Source organism: Paenibacillus sp. YYML68 (assembly GCF_027923405.1).
GTDB lineage: Bacteria > Bacillota > Bacilli > Paenibacillales > NBRC-103111 > Paenibacillus_G.
Map to the genome: position 1 here is coordinate 576982 of NZ_BQYI01000001.1, position 15281 is coordinate 592262.

Annotated in this window: 8 protein-coding genes; 6 read left to right on the plus strand and 2 right to left on the minus strand. The window is 52.0% G+C overall.

Annotated elements, in window-relative coordinates:
• Positions 1-48: 48 nt before the first annotated feature.
• Complete coding sequence (locus PAE68_RS02530) at positions 49-7299, minus strand: immunoglobulin-like domain-containing protein (RefSeq protein ID WP_281883761.1); 7251 nt, start codon at positions 7297-7299, stop codon at positions 49-51.
• Positions 7300-7709: 410 nt separating this feature from the next.
• On the opposite strand from PAE68_RS02530, the gene PAE68_RS02535 reads away from it, so the two are divergent.
• Genes PAE68_RS02535 through PAE68_RS02550 form a run of 4 tightly spaced genes read left to right on the plus strand, consistent with a single transcriptional unit; the run spans position 7710 to position 11499 of the window.
• Entirely contained in the window at positions 7710-8747 is a 1038-nt protein-coding gene (locus PAE68_RS02535; protein WP_281883762.1) for a sensor histidine kinase, read from the plus strand.
• The gene (locus PAE68_RS02540; protein ID WP_281883763.1) at positions 8744-9289 is read left to right on the plus strand and encodes a SiaB family protein kinase; all 546 of its coding nucleotides are present in this window, start codon (positions 8744-8746) and stop codon (positions 9287-9289) included. The genes PAE68_RS02535 and PAE68_RS02540 overlap by 4 nt, the downstream gene beginning before the upstream one ends.
• On the plus strand, positions 9289-9690 hold the full coding sequence (locus PAE68_RS02545; protein ID WP_281883764.1) for a DUF1987 domain-containing protein: 402 nt from the start codon (positions 9289-9291) through the stop codon (positions 9688-9690). Before PAE68_RS02540 ends, PAE68_RS02545 begins: the two co-directional genes overlap by 1 nt.
• A gap of 6 nt (positions 9691-9696) precedes the next feature.
• Complete coding sequence (locus PAE68_RS02550) at positions 9697-11499, plus strand: SpoIIE family protein phosphatase (protein ID WP_281890875.1); 1803 nt, start codon at positions 9697-9699, stop codon at positions 11497-11499.
• Between the two features lie 88 nt (positions 11500-11587).
• On the opposite strand, the gene PAE68_RS02555 is transcribed toward PAE68_RS02550, so the two are convergent.
• Positions 11588-11983 carry a hypothetical protein gene (locus PAE68_RS02555; RefSeq protein WP_281883765.1) on the minus strand — a complete coding sequence of 132 codons (396 nt, stop codon included), beginning with the start codon at positions 11981-11983 and terminating at the stop codon, positions 11588-11590.
• 534 nt (positions 11984-12517) lie between these two features.
• Between PAE68_RS02555 and PAE68_RS02560 the strand changes: the two genes are divergently transcribed.
• Both PAE68_RS02560 and PAE68_RS02565 read left to right on the plus strand, forming a co-directional pair.
• Positions 12518-13537, plus strand: coding sequence for a glucuronate isomerase (locus tag PAE68_RS02560; protein WP_281883766.1), 1020 nt, complete (start codon positions 12518-12520; stop codon positions 13535-13537).
• A gap of 103 nt (positions 13538-13640) precedes the next feature.
• The gene (locus tag PAE68_RS02565) at positions 13641-15134 is read left to right on the plus strand and encodes a transposase (protein WP_281883767.1); all 1494 of its coding nucleotides are present in this window, start codon (positions 13641-13643) and stop codon (positions 15132-15134) included.
• The last annotated feature ends 147 nt before the right edge of the window (positions 15135-15281 follow it).

The following is a 15281-nucleotide window of genomic DNA, read 5'->3' on the forward strand; positions in this document are numbered from 1 at the left end:
CCCAAGCGGGCCGGCTCGTAGAGCCGGATTCGCTTGGGGGTTTTGTTGTTAGGAGGCGGAAGGTAAGCTGTAGACCAGCATGTTATTGCTTGTTATTGCAGGAAGAACGACAGCGTCGTGCGAGCTGTAAGCTGCGTCAGCTACCCTAGCCTTTACTGTGATCAGTGTATTCGAATCGGATGAATCAGCCACCCAGGTAAAGGCGAACTGTCCTTCTGAATCAGCGCGGGTATCGTAGTTACCTCTTGTGGTGAACAACGTGATATCCGCGTATGTATCGCCAATTCCAGACAATTTCCAGTAACCATTCTCGTACACCACGCTTGTGATGGTAGGTGCCACTATGTATGTGGTCGGGAGTTGTACATAGACAGCGTCACTGATTGATTGGTTCGAGCTGCGAGCAGTGATATAGATCATGTTATTCTCAGATGTGTGGAGAGGCAATGGGAAGATGAAGTAGCCGTCGTATTCAACGTCTGCGATACGTTCATCGATCTGTTCTCCTGCTGCATTCCACATGATCACGTGTGACCACGGCTCGGCGTATCCTTCAAACCAAGAGTGCTCGTTGTTATAGACGACAGTGGTTATGGTAGGAGCAGCCGACTTCTGCAAGTAAGGCAACTTCACTTCAACCACTGCGCTTACGGTTTTCAGATCGGACTTTGCAGTAAGGAGAAGGGTCTCTCCTTCCACTGCATCTTTGTACGGCACATAGAGCTCGAACCTACTCGTCCCATTCATGCCTGTGCTGGGAACGAAAGCTTGACCGATCTTTAAGCCGTTCGTGCGGACAGCAGTTATAGTGGTCCCAGCTTCTGCTGTTCCACTAATCATGTACCTGCCCCACTGGTCATATACAACTTCGGTTACTGTAGGCGCAGGAGTCACTGGCCATGCTTGCAGCGTGAGCGTAAGTGGCTCACTAGCAAGCTTGCCAAGAGCTTGTGCCTGTAAGATGACCTGCTCTCCGAGGAGAGCAGGATTACTTAAGTACAAGTAGAACGAGCCGTCATAGTTGCTCGCTGAGGCTGAAGCGAGCTGCGTGCCGTCCAAGCGCTTGAGCGTCAGTAGGGCACTCGGCTGTGATTTGCCATACACTTGATCGTACACTGACCTGTACACGGTCGGTGTAGCAGTCAACTCTGTTATTGGCAGAATGGTAATCTCGACAGGTAGACTTTCTTTATACACGGAGGAGGAGACCGTCATGTAGAGCTTGTCTCCTGCCTTCATCCCGTACAGATCAGACTTCCATACGGTCAAGCTGTATTGCCCGTACATATTGGTGTAGGTCGTGCGAACGTTATCGTTATCTGCTCGCTTCAGATAGATCGTTGCATTAGGTATTGCAATGCCAGTAAGCTGTCCACCATCCGTATATATCCAGCCGGTCACAGTTGGAGCAGTTGCTCGGGGTGACGCCATAATCGTTACGCTGACAGGTGCGCTCTCAAGCTTGCCAATCACATCCGCGGTTATGGTCCATACTTGGCCTGCGGTGTTCGTGCCATACACATAGAAGTAGTAAAAACCATTAGTGGAAGATGCAACCGTTGTGCTGTTTGATCCATCTGCACGATGGAGTCGAACGCTGGCACCTGGTTCCGCGTACCCAGACAGGTAGCCGCCGCCATGCTCATAAACCGTGCCTGTTACGGTTGGTGTGGCAGTCGTACCTTGTACCTTCATGATCGTTAACGTGACAGGTAAGCTGTTATGCTTGCCTGTCACTCTGGCTGTGACAACAAGGGTGTCGCCCTCAATGAATGTAGAGTCTGAATAGATCTTCAATACATGAGTATGCAATGTGCCGTAAGAGTAATCCAATGAGTAAGACACACTGTCGCCATTGCTTCGTTTTACATCTACTGAAGCATTCGGCTCCAACTTCACCGCGAGCAGTCCGCCATCCGTATAGACAGCACCGATTACAGTAGGTGTAGCAGTTAGCGGAGCCGCTTTAACGGTCACTGGAGTCGGTGCACTTTCCGTTTTGCCGAAGGCGTCGGCAGTCAGAGTCAGAATATCTCCGGCCTTGAACTCATCGTATAGATTGAAGGAGAACTGGCCGTCGTACGCCGAGGCATACACCGTCTGACTATATTGAGGTGCTGCCATTAGGCGGACGGTTGCACCGGGCTCTGTTCTTCCGCTCAGCACTCCGTTCAGCTCATAGACCGTACTCGTAACCGTCGGAACAGCTGTTATGCCTTGAACCTTGTATACGGTTAACGTCACTGGGGTGCTCTTCTTGTACCCCCATGCCTTGGCCGTAAGCTTCAAGACCGCACCTTCCATCAGCTGAGAAGCATGTGTAAGATTCACCGTTAAGCTATAGTCGTAGGTCGGATAATAATTGTACTCTAGCGAGAATGGAACCAGGGTCCCGTTACTGCGAGTCAGCTCCAGTGTTGCGCTGGATTCATACTGGACGCGTAGCGCTCCGCCGTCGGTGTACACACTTCCCGTTACCACCTGCGGCGTCTGGGTTAATGGAGACGCCTTGACCATGATCGTCACCGGGTCGCTCTTGACCTTGGAAGAGGCTCGGGCTGTTAAGCTAAGCTTCTCCCCCGCAGTGAGCGATAGCGAGTTGTTGTATTGATGGATGCTAAAATAACCGTTGGAATAAGTCTGCACGCTATGCAGCAGCGTTCCATCTTCTCTCTGAAGAAGAATCTGTGAGTACGGCTCCGTATAGCCCCATAGATCCTTCGATTCCTCGTATACCGCTCCATATACGGTTGGTGTTGAAGTCTTCGGAGATGCAAGCACCGTGAGCATCACAGGCGAGCTCTCCGTGCGCCCGAATGTATCGGCGGTCACCTTCAGTGCTTCGCCTGCGGACAGGTCAAGCCACTCTGGATGTAAGGAGAACGACCCTTGCAGGTTGGCTGTAGCTGAGGCCATGCTGCCCGTCTTGACCCGGGTTACAGTGATCTTGGACCACGGTTCAGCCAGTCCTGTCAGCTGCGGTGTGAGCTCGTATACGTTGCTCGTAACTGTCGGTGTCTTCGTTGCGCCTGCTATGGGTTGTATGGTTACCTTCACACGCTCCGAGTCGCCGTGGTCAGGGGTTCTGGCCAACACATACAGCTCGGTAAGCATCGAGAGACGGTCCACCATATCACTGGTGACGGTCACAGAAGTTAGGCCAACTCCATTGGCCTGCGTGGTGTGCAGGTTCGTACCGCTATGGTCTTGTAGCATGACATGGGCATACGGTGCAGTTGTCACAGTCAATACCCCGCCATCTGCATAGACAAGGCCAGTTACCGTTGGAGCTGCGCTTGCAGGTGAACTGAGAACGGTGACGACGGCAGGTACGCTCCACTTGTGGTTTTGGCGCCTTGCTGTCACGAACAATTGATCTCCTGCAACAAGTTGAATGCCAGGGATCAATTCAACGGGTGCGGGACCGCTCGAATAGATGTAGCTATATGCGAGAAATCTTCCACGATTGTCCGTAATTTCAATACTGTTTCCTGGCTCCGTCGTTACCCAAACTCGGGTGGATGCTTCATAGACCAGGCTTGTGACCGTTGGCGTTGCTGTGCGAGGGCTTGGTAGAACGGTCACGGTCTTCGGTGCTGCGGGCGACTTCCCATAAGCGTCCGCAGCTACGATGACCTGCTCCGGCAGATCTCCGAGCCATACTTCGAAGTAGCGATCGTACCTAGCATCGGCATACCCGAGCAGATGTCCGCTCAGAGTCGTCACCTCCACACGAGCGTGAGGCTCGGACAGGCCCGTGACAACATACTCCGAGTCGAATACCTCGAACACAACCGTGGAGGCCGTTACCCGCTCCTCTGTAATGGGACGAACCTTAACAGCTACAGGCTGGCTATAGTTGAAGCTACTATTTGGCTTGTAGTACACGTACAGGGTATCATCTGCTGAGAATGTTTCGTGTGCATACGTGGACGCTCTGTACCTCCCGTCGTATTCAACCTCGCCTTCGCCTACTGTTAAGCCTTCCTTGTTCTTCAAGACGATGGAGCGGTAAGGATAATCTCCGTAGCCTTCAGATGCGTCGGACTGAACAGGAGGGATCGCTCCACCACTGTAGCCGCCACCGCTACCTCCATTCCATAAATAAGAAGAAGGCACAAGACCGTACAGTATGCCGCCGTCCGTATAGACAACTCCGGTTACCGTCGGTTCCATCGCTTGCTGCAAGTCAGGATGGAAGAACACACCTTGCATGTGGCGTTGACCGCTTTCTGACACAGCCGTTACCGTGATCTGGTAGGGCTCGTACTTCAGACCCTTCCCCGTGCTATCCTTCGTATCGGCTGAGCCTTGCCACTTCCCTGTTGTGTTGTCGGTGAAGACGGCTACAGGATGATGCTGTGAAGGATCTACTTTTACCCCGTAAGGTAAGATATAGATCTCCTGCTTGCTCGCCTCCGTCCATACCGACGGCTTCCATGCAACGGTAAAGTCGCGTCCATCGATACCAGGCTCCGTGTCCAGATCCATAGCGTCCACTCGTTTTGGCTTAAGACCTACAGTGAACGCGTGTTGACTTATGATGGACTGATCCGCTAGTCGAATGACTTGCAGCTCATAGTCCGCTCCGAGCTTGGCCAGCTCCTTGTGCCCGACCACCTCGTATTTGTTATCCGAATAGGTCTTCAATCTTGTCATTCGAATGATGCCCCCATCCGCTTGACGAACAAGCTGGACGTAATAGGCTTGGTCCTCGCGTAAGAACTGGACAGGCTCATTCGGGACGGACATAGGCGTGACCTTACTTGAACCACGGAAGGAGATCTGCACTCCTGACAATGTAACATGACTCGTGGAGTAGCGCTCCTCTTGCAAGAGTCCGACACTGTCAATCCAATCTACGGCGCCTACTGGCGTCGGAACAACACGAATGTCAAAGCTGCGAGTAGTCGACACATCATGCTTCTGTATCGTTGCCGTCAGCTGCACGATGACATCCGCAGAGCCCGGTGCAGGAAGCGTCACCTGGCCATTCGGAGCGACAATGCTCGGATGACTGGACGTCCAGCTGATGGTCGTGTTCGCAATGCCTTTGGCCGGCAGTGTGATGCTTTGGTTGACCATCTGTGCGGAGTTACCTGCAGCGTACCCGATCTTCAGCTTATCGCTGGCCGCCGCCAGCCCCAGCTTGCGAATCGCTTGCTCCAGCTGCTGCAGCTTCTGCTTGTACGAAGACTCGATCTGCCCAACATCCTTAAGCGCTTCGTACAGATCCAGCTTCAGACGAGCCTTCCAGATCTGGTGATCGGCATCATCTGAATATACCGCCAGCTGAGTATGAACAGGGAGGGCGTCGATCGCACCTAACAGCTCCTGCCGCAGCTTATCCTTCACATTGTTGCTCGCGTTGACCTTAGCATTCTTATCAACCTCGGTCGGGATCGCAGCGATGGTGTCTGCGGAGCCATCAAGCGTTACGTCAGCTTCTAGCTTCAGATTGCCGATCTTGGCACCGTCACCAATATTCAGCTTAACATCCGCTGCTTCCTTAGCCACCTTCATCTCTTCGATGGTGCCGGAGCCGAGTAACGAGACCACAGCACTCTTGGACGAGACGACGAAGCTCAGCAGCTTCACGCCTTCAGACGAGTTAAGGGAGATGTTGCCGCCTTTCACTTCAAAGGAAGGTATGGACGTCTTGCCGCCATTCTTCGGCGGCTCAAGCTTAATGCTCGTACCTGCACTGTTGGTGTCGGCCGTCACTGTACTATTCATCTCACCGCGGAGCACAATCTCTACATTGTCCTTCTGCGGCTGCAGCTTAATCGGTCCGAACGTACCGCCGTTCGATTCCAGAGCCGCACCGGAATTGACGGTCGTATCGGCAATATCGGTATTGCCCTCAACGACGATCCGTACGGGATTCGTCTGGTTCGCTGCATTCACGCGAAGCTTGTTCTTCACCTTGGTGTCTGCGAAGTAGATCGAGTTCGAGGCGCCGGAGAGCACCTCGATCTCATCAGCCTGCACGTTCTGCAGCTTCACCTCACCCGTGGAGCCCGGATTCAATACCAGCTTGCCGTGAATGACCGCTGCTGGTGTTCCTTCGACCGGGCCGACAGGGGTCTGGCTGCCCTGGTTAATCTCCAATACGCCGTAATAGTCGCCGCTGGAGAGACTCGTTACGATCGTATGGACGCCTGTGAACGAAAGGGACGTAGCGGCGCCCTTGTAGCTCAGCGCATACGACTGACCCTTCGTCTGAGAGGACGTCTTCAACCGAACAAGGGTCTTATCGCTCGCGTTGAGCACAGCCTCATCCACGGTCAAGGCAGGGGTAAAAGCGAAGTCGCCCTTCGCGATCTCCTGCTCGGTTGCGGCGCGGTTCAGCTTCACCTGAACGTGTAGGTTATCCACCGCTTGCACGGATTGAACCGCTAGCGCAGCTGTACTACTGCCGCCGCCAGGGCCGCCAAAGCCACCGCCACCGCCGACTGCTGGAGAAGCAGGAGTATCCTTTTTCTCCTGCTTCGCGTCCTTGCTTGCCTCAGGGTCGAGCTTCATGCCCTTCTCCTTCAGCTCGGCTTGCTGAGTCTTGAATGTATAGGCAAGTCGAGCAAGCGCCTGCCGTTCCGCCTTCTGCTGCGGCGCGAACAGCAACGAGCCGTCCTCGCCGTTCATACCGCCGATGAAGCCGATCTTGTAGCCTAGCGCAACATGTGGCTGCGCCCAGGTCGAGATCTGCTCGCGGTCTGCGAACGGCAGCTCCGCCTTCGCCTTCTGCGCCGCACTCTCCAGCGCTAACGCTCGGACGAAGAAGACGACGAGCTGCTCGCGGGTGACGGAATCGTTCGGTGAGAACGATTCAGCCGATGTGCCGCTTGTGATGCCTGCCTGCACGAGCGCACCGACGAAGCCGGCATACCAGCTGTCTGGCGCTACGTCCTTGAACGGCGCGGCTGCCTCGCGATTTTCCGCTAGACCTGTAGAAAGAGTGAGCACCTTGGCCATCTCTGCGCGTGTCATCGACTGGCGCGGTGCGAAAGCTCCGTTCTCGTAGCCGGTCAATACACGCTCCTTCACGAGCGCTTCAATCTCTGACTTGGCGTAAGAGTCCGCTATATCAGACAGAGTAATAGCTGTCGAAGTCTCAGTCGTAGTGCTTGCAGCAGCGTAGCTTGACCCGGCCATGACCGGCAAGCCTGACAGCAGACTGGTGAACAGCATCGTCCCGCTCAGCACCTTCGCAACATCCGACTGACAGCGCTTGATGGCGCTGCTCCAGACTGCGGAGAAGTCGCGGTTCTTATTGCGTATCTTAAGCTTGGTGGTTTCCACCGTATAACCTCCATTTATATATGTAATTTTCAAGGAGCTGCGGGATGTAGGGATCTCTGAAGGAGTTCCCTGTGCCCGGCTGGTCGTGCGGCAGCCAGTGCTTGAACGTCGGATGAGCTCGCCTCCAGCTTCCGTCTATCTCACAATCTAGCAATACATACCAGCAATAATTCCAAAATATATTATAGGAGAACTAGGACCAAAAAACTACACAGAAATACAAAAAATTACGAAAACTTTATTCTTTTACCTTTATCTCAAGCAATCGGAAGTGCATAACTACGGTTAATAAAGTCAACAAAACTTTAACAAGTTGAACAAAAATTTGAGCGTCTCGGTCCCCGTTTCCTGCTCGAAATTCGGTATAATCATAGCACGAACGCCAAAATGCAAGATTCGGGGTGGGTCAATTGTCTCAGAAGGACCGGAACATAGGCTACAGAAAGCTGTTCGCCAAGGAACTGCAGCTCGCCGAGGACGCGAAGCGAACAGTCGACGACCGGACCTTGGCGGTGGACGAGCTGTATATGCAGCATCAGCAGCTGGCCGAGCAGTATGAGAAGCTGCTGAAGACGACGATCAAGCTGTCCCGAATTAGTGACATACAGGGCAACACGCTGAAGGAGCAGGAGCTCGTCATCCAGACGGCGAACGATAATCTGAAGCGGCTGGAGCAGCTGCGCAAGCAGCTGATCGCCGATATTTCGCATGAGCTCGGCACGCCGATGGTCGCGGTGCAGGGCTATGTGAAGGCGATGCTGGACGGCGTCATCGGTCCAGAGGAGAAGTATCTTCAGCTCATATATGACAACGTGCTGAAGGTGAATCATCTGATTAAGGACTTGTTCCTGCTGTCTACGTATCAAGCCAATCAGACGCATTTCGAGCACGAGCGTGTGGAGGCGGCGCATTTTTTGAACCAGATGTGTGCGAAATATGTTCCGGATTGCGAGCGGTCCGGCATCGCGTTCGAGCTGGAGCCATGCAGCTTAACCTCCGTCATGACGCACGGCGACTATGCCATGATTGTCTGGTGCGATCCGATTCGTCTGGAGCAAGCGTTCGATAATGTGCTGCAGAATGCGGTTAAGTATACGAGGGAGGGTGGACGCATCAGCGTCGTCAGTGAATTTCAGCCGAAGTATGAAGGGGCGCTGCTCGGTCACTGGTTCGTCAAAATATCGGATACCGGCATCGGCATGGAGGAAGAGGAAGCGGGACTTGTGTTCGAGCGGTTCTATCGAAGCAAGCGTGCCAAGGCTCAAGGTATTCAGGGCAACGGCTTGGGACTCGCGATAACGAAGGAAATTATTCAGAAGCATGGAGGCGAGATCGGCGTGACAAGCAAGCCTGGCGAGGGGACGTCCTTCTTCATATTACTCCCCGCGGAACGGGTGGCGCGTGCCGATGGACAAGCAGGCTCCATGATGCAGGGGGGATACCGATGAACAGTCCGCTGTATGAGGTTCAGCGGTTTTTGCAAGAAAACCGCATTCTGATCAGCTTCACTGGTAAGTTGACGCAGGGCTTAATTGAAGAGTATGGCGCAGCAGTGAGGAAGTATCTGGAGAATGCAGAGCGGCCGACGAATGAGGTCCGCAGCATCTTCTCGATCTTCATTGAACAGACGCAGAACATTAACAATTACTGCAGCGGCCGGGAGCATAGCCCGTGGGCTGAGCAGCTGGCAAGGTCGAGTATTGTGACGATTGGGGAGGACAGCCTGGGACATTATATTTACTCAGGTAACCTGATGGAGACTGCAGACGTCGAGCCGCTGAAGCATACGCTCGATGAGCTGCTGAAGCTTGATAAGGATGGGCTGAAGCAGCTCTACAAGGCGAGGCTGCGCGAGGCAGTCGAGCCGGGCTCGCTTGGGGCAGGCATCGGACTGATCGACATGGCGAGGAAGGCGAAGCAGCCACTGGAGTACTCGTTCACGCCGATTGAGGGCGGTCTGACGTTTTTCACGTTGAAGGCGGTGGTGTGATGATGGATGTACGAGCAGGATTATATATAGAGGCGACGAAGAGTACGCCGCTCGTAAGCTTCGATGCGGAGGCTCATTCACTGCGAATTAGCGGAGAGTCGTACCCGGAGAATGCGTTCAAGTTCTACGAGCCGTTACTGCTGTGGGTCGATTCGTACTTGGCGGAGCTGGGGTCGGAAGAGGAAGTGAAGCTGGAGCTGCGGCTGTCATATATGAATACGAGCAGTACGAAGTGCTTCATGATGCTGCTGGAGAAGTTCGATGAGGCGTATGTAGCCGGTAAGCAGGTGCGGCTGATCTGGTACTGCAGCCCGGATAACGAGAGCGAGCAGGAATGTGCTGAGGAATTCAAGGAGGACCTGCGGCTGCCCTTCGACATCGTGCTGCAGGACGAGGCGTAACGCGTGATGAAGCACTATGATAAAGGGACGCTGCGGCTGATTGGCTTTGCCAGTCTCGTCATTATGTTCTCGATGCTGCTGATCGGCGCCATTGTCAATGGGTTCACGGAGAATGGGGTCGTCCGCAAGCTGAAGGAGAAGGATCTTCCGAGCATCGCACAAGGGATGGCGGCCAAGGTCGATGGTCGTATCGAGCGGGCGAAGGAGACGTCGCTCGTGCTGGCGGCTGATCCCGATGTCAAGGAATGGCTGCTCGCGGGTGAGCCATCGGATGAGCGTCAGCGGAAGGCGCTGCAGCGGCTGAGTGGATATGTTCAGCAACTCGGCTATAGCAGCTCGTTCATCGTCAGTGCAGGCACAGGTAACTATTGGGGGGAGAACGGCGGCTTGCTCGGCAAGGTGAGCCGGGACGAGCCAGCTGACCAATGGTTCTACCGCTTCCTCAGCTCTGGAGAGCCACTGCAGGTCAATCTGGACTATAACAAGGAGCGGCAGGAGACGTTCGTCTTCACGAATGCGCTCATGATGGATGAGGCTCGTCCGCTGGCGGTTGTAGGCGTTGGGATGAGTCTCGTGGACCTCGCGGAGGAGTTCCGCCAGTTCAAGTATGGACAGACGAGCAGGCTATGGCTCATCAACGAAGAGGGATTCGTCATGCTGTCTGATCGGACGGACGATTACGGCAAGAATGTAACGGACTGGCTGGAGCCGAGCTTGACGGGAGTGTTGCTTGCATCCGGTAATCCAGCGCTGCAGACGTTCGAGCTTGAGGCTGCAGGGGGCGCCTTGACGGATCTGATCAGCTATCCGCTAGCTTCAACGAACTTGCGATTGCTGTTCCAGATTGAGCGGCAGGAGACGGTATCGTTCCTGAACCGGATTCAGCTGAACACGGTTGGGGTGGCTCTGATCTCGTTCGTGCTCATTCTGTTCCTGTTCTATTACGTCTCGCATCGATTGGTGAATCCGTTCGAGCGGGCGCTCCAGCTGAACGAGCAGCTGGAACGCAAGGTGCAGGCGCGCACCCGGGAGCTAGCCGAGCATAATGCGAAGCTGACCGACAGCATTGACTATGCGAGGCGTATTCAGGAGTCGCTGCTGCAGGGGGCGAAGGAGTTGCCCGGTACCGTGAAGGAGCACGTGCTCATCTACAAGCCACGAGACGGCGTCGGCGGCGACTTCCATTGGACGAAGCAGGTAGAGGGCGGCACGCTCATTGCGGTGGGCGACTGCACAGGTCACGGAGTGCCTGGGGCGCTCATGACGATGCTCGCCGTATCTCTGCTCGATCGTGTATCCGAGCAGGGAGATGGCCGCCAGCCTGCGCAGCTGCTTAGTCAGATGAACGTGCTCGTGAAGCAGCTGCTGCATCAGTCGGACGCGCAAGGGATGACTGATGACGGACTGGACTTGGGACTGTGCTTTGTCGCTGAGGATGGCCATCTGCTGCGCTACGCAGGGGCCAAGTGCTCGCTATACGTGCGCGAGGGGGACGGTATTCAAGTGCTGCGCGGCGAGCGCAGAGCGATCGGGTATCGCCGGACGCCTGCGGACTATCCGTTCCGCGATGAGGAGCTGCAGCTGTTGCCCGGCACCGTCTGCTATATGGCCACCGATGGATTCTTCGACCAGAACGGTGGCGAGAAGGGGCTTCCCTTCGGCAAGAAGCGGTTCATGGAGACGCTCGAGCGTGTCGGCGGTCTGTCGCTTCAAGAGCAGAGCGACACGCTGTGGCGGGAGCTTGTTCGCTACATGGGCGAGGAGGAGCAGCGGGACGATGTGACGCTGCTTGCGTTTCGGGCTTCGTGAGGTGAGTGGGGGGAGCGTATCACAACTGACGCCAATTAAAAAAACCTTGACTAGTCCAAACTTACCACCATTAATATATGGACATGACCTATGTACTTCGCGGTAAAGTCTGGTAGTTTATCGGATGGTGCGCAACCCAAAGAACCATCCGATCATGCTCCGGCCCAAATAAGTCAATAAGTCTTGCAAACTGCTGTACATGTGTGTCACAATCGATGTAGATTGGCTGTTGCCCTTTGTGGTGTGACATGCGGACCTGACAACGAGTGTGGAAGAGGCCACGAACCATTTCGCCGTGGGTGTAGCCTTCACCACTCGTTTTTTCTTTGTTTAATTCGTATAGAGCAACGGACAGCAGCGTTTCGGCTGTAAACAATAATTCGAAGTGTGCATGGTGATGGGCTTCAGTTTCGGAATGACACTTCTCCAAGGCGAGCTCCTGCTTGGCCGTACGGAAAAACACCTCGATCCGCCAACACTTCACGTAAGTACGCAAGGCTTCTTCAGGTGCATCGAAGCGGTTGCTGATGAGCAGGTCTTCGTTACCCAGTCAAATTGATGCTTTTCGAGAAAGGTGAAGAAGCCTTTACACAAGTACCAGCGGTCCATCGCAACCCAAAGACGGCACGTCGCAGATTCGCGTAGCATCAAGAGCATTTGCGCACTCTCCACGGTTTAATTGTTTGAATCTCGGTTTTGTAACGCTGACATTGGAAGACCACCTGTTATCTAGAAGATATACCTTGTGAAAAGGTATCCTTCGCAATTATTAGGTTGTTTTTCAAAAGTCAAGTGTTTTTTTGTTTTTGAGTACTACCAGTTAATTACTTCAACTGCATAGGTCATGTTATAATGACTACATTGTATAAATTTGTAATTTTAGCTGCTCCTGAATCAATTGCTGGTGGACGGCTTATTCAAGTACAACGTTTGACCGTATTATTTCCAGGGTGATTCATGTGCATATCTTGGTTAATCAACAAGCCTGGATAATTTAAATAAGAAGGGTGGTTTGTTTATGGAAATTGTAGACGTTCATACGTTAATAAGAGTTGTCCATGATGTGATAAATAAGCAAAAAATAACGGATATGCATACACATCTTTATCCCCCAAGCTTTGGTTCATTGTATCGTTATGGGATTGATCATGTTTTAACGTATCATTTTTTGGTAAATGAATATATGAGATGGAATGAAATATCCATAGAGGAATTCAGAGCCCTTTCTTTAGAAAAACAAGCTGATAGGATTTGGAATAAATTATTCATTAAGCAATCTCCGATTAGTGAGGGTGCTCGTGGCGTATTAACTGTGTTATCTGCCTTTGGATGTGATATGAAGTCGCGGGATTTGGATACTTATCGAAATCATATGTCTAGACAAACGCCTTTAAATCACCTTCAGAAAGTTCTAGAACTCTCAAATGTTAGTCATATTATTATGACTAATGATCCTTTTGATAATAATGAACGTCAATTTTGGTTGGAAGGAAGAAAGCCTGAAAGAGCGTATCACGCATCTTTGCGATTAGATAAATTGATTAGATATTATGGAAATCGTATTCAGCTGCTAAGAGACTGGGGGTATTCAGTAAGTGATTCATGGGATCAACATTCTATTGATGAGGTAAAGAGATTTTTGAGAGATTGGATTTATCTCACAAAACCAGTATATATGGGGGTTTCATTACCGCCTACTTATGAATACCCGGAGGATTCGCCTGTAAATCAAATGTTGAGGGATTGTGTGTTGCCTATTTCTTTAGAAACGGGGATTCCATTTGCATTGATGATTGGCACAAGAACAGATCCTAATCATCCATTACGAAACGGATCGTCTATTGTAGGAAAAGCTGGTATTCAATCGTTGGAAAGACTGTTTAAAGATTTTCCTCATAATCGGTTTATCGTTTCAATGCTTTCACGAGAAGATCAACATGAATTAACTGTATTGGCTAGAAAATTTAACAATTTATTAATTTTTGGATGTTGGTGGTTTCTAAACATGACCTATGCAGTTGAAGTAATTAACTGGTAGCATCTCAATCCAAAAAAAACACTTGACTTTTGAAAAACGGCCTAATAATTGCGAAGGATACCTTTTCACGAGGTATATCTTCTAGATAACAGGTGGTTTTCCAATGTCAGCGTTACAAAAACCGAGATTCAAACAATTAAACCATGGAGAGTGCGCAGGCGCACCCATACTGAAAAGCTTGTGGGAGCGGTTTGACCTTTCCCTCCTGCTCACACAATCCGGCATGATGAAAAGAAGCGGTACTCCGTCCTGGCTCATCTGCTTTCTGTATGTGATTGGCCTTGTCAGTAACTGCTCGTCTGTCGTTCAAATGGCGAGACTGGCCGAGCAAGATGCGCTTCTTAAAGTGATGTTCCAGCCATGGAAGCTTGCTCAGTATACGATGAGTCGGTTTCTCTCGAGCCCCTTCGCATGGACTACCTTTGGCAAAAAGCGAGTAGCAAGGCTTCAGCAGGATGAAGTCACTCGCCTGCAGGATGGGGATGTGATCAATCTGGACGATACGCATCTAGCTCATCCTTATGCCAAGCAGCTTCCTTTTTTAAGCTGGTTGTATGACTCGTCTAAGAAGACTTATGTGTGGGCGATGAATGTGGTCGTTCTTCAGGCCGTACTTCACAGCGGACTTGAATATCCGTTGTTTTACCGCGTATGGCACAAGTCTGAGCAGAAGAACGAAGGCTTGTCAAAGATCGATTTGGCCAAGCAAATGCTCTTGATGCTACGCGAATCGGCGACCTGCCGTCTTTGGGTTGCGATGGATCGCTGGTACTTGTGTAAAGGCTTCTTCGCCTTTCTCGAAAAGCATCAATTTGACTGGGTAACAAAGGCTAAACGCAACACGGCATTATTTCGTAAGGTCATCGAGCCTTGTACGGGTAGGGAGCGGTACGTTCCTGTGACCCCGATCATGCTCATCCGGGAAGTGTACGGGCAACTGGTTGCCGAGGGTGCGTCAGGACTGGTTTCACTTGCGATTCCTGACATCTACATGAAGCAGCCGCATCCTGTAACGAACCGCAGAGGCAAGCAAGTCAACAAGCAGCGCTATGTACAAATTGCCGCTGTAGCCGCCATGCGCTTAAAGGAAGACGATTCCGAGTTGCTCGAGACGGAGGAGGAAGCCCCCGCGACTTACAAGGGTGCCTACCTGCTCATCAGCAACCGCTTCGATGCGCCTGAAGAAGCCTTGCGTACTTACGTGAAGCGTTGGCGGATCGAGGTGTTTTTCCGTACGGCCAAGCAGGAGCTAGCCTTGGAGAAGTGTCATTCCGAAACTGAAGCCCATCACCATGCACACTTCGAATTATTGTTTACGGCCGAAACGTTGCTGTCCGTTGCTCTATACGAATTAAACAAAGAAAAAACGAGTGATGAAGGCTACACCCACGGCGAAATGGTTCGTGGCCTCTTCCACACTCGTTGTCAGGTCCGCATGTCACACCACAAAGGGCAACAGCGAATCTACATCGATTGTGACACACATGTACAGCAGTTTGCAAGACTTATTGATTTATTTTGGCCGGAGCATTATCGGATGGTTCTTTGGGTTGCGCATCATCCGATAAACTACCAGACCTTACCACGAAGTGCATAGGTCATGTTCTAAATAATCCTGTTCTAATTAATGAGATTGTACGTATGCATCTGGAAATGATCGGACCTACTACTGTGCCTATGCATTCAGATGCACAATGTATCACACACCTCATATATAAATGGAATCATCCAAAAAGACAGATTG

Bases quoted from the DNA above. Each gene is read 5' to 3' on its own strand.
- PAE68_RS02540 (WP_281883763.1), top strand. From the start codon at position 8,744: ATGAACAGTCCGCTGTATGAGGTTCAGCGGTTTTTGCAAGAAAACCGC.
- PAE68_RS02545 (WP_281883764.1), top strand. From the start codon at position 9,289: ATGATGGATGTACGAGCAGGATTATATATAGAGGCGACGAAGAGTACG.
- PAE68_RS02550 (WP_281890875.1), top strand. From the start codon at position 9,697: ATGAAGCACTATGATAAAGGGACGCTGCGGCTGATTGGCTTTGCCAGT.
- PAE68_RS02560 (WP_281883766.1), top strand. From the start codon at position 12,518: ATGGAAATTGTAGACGTTCATACGTTAATAAGAGTTGTCCATGATGTG.
- PAE68_RS02565 (WP_281883767.1), top strand. From the start codon at position 13,641: ATGTCAGCGTTACAAAAACCGAGATTCAAACAATTAAACCATGGAGAG.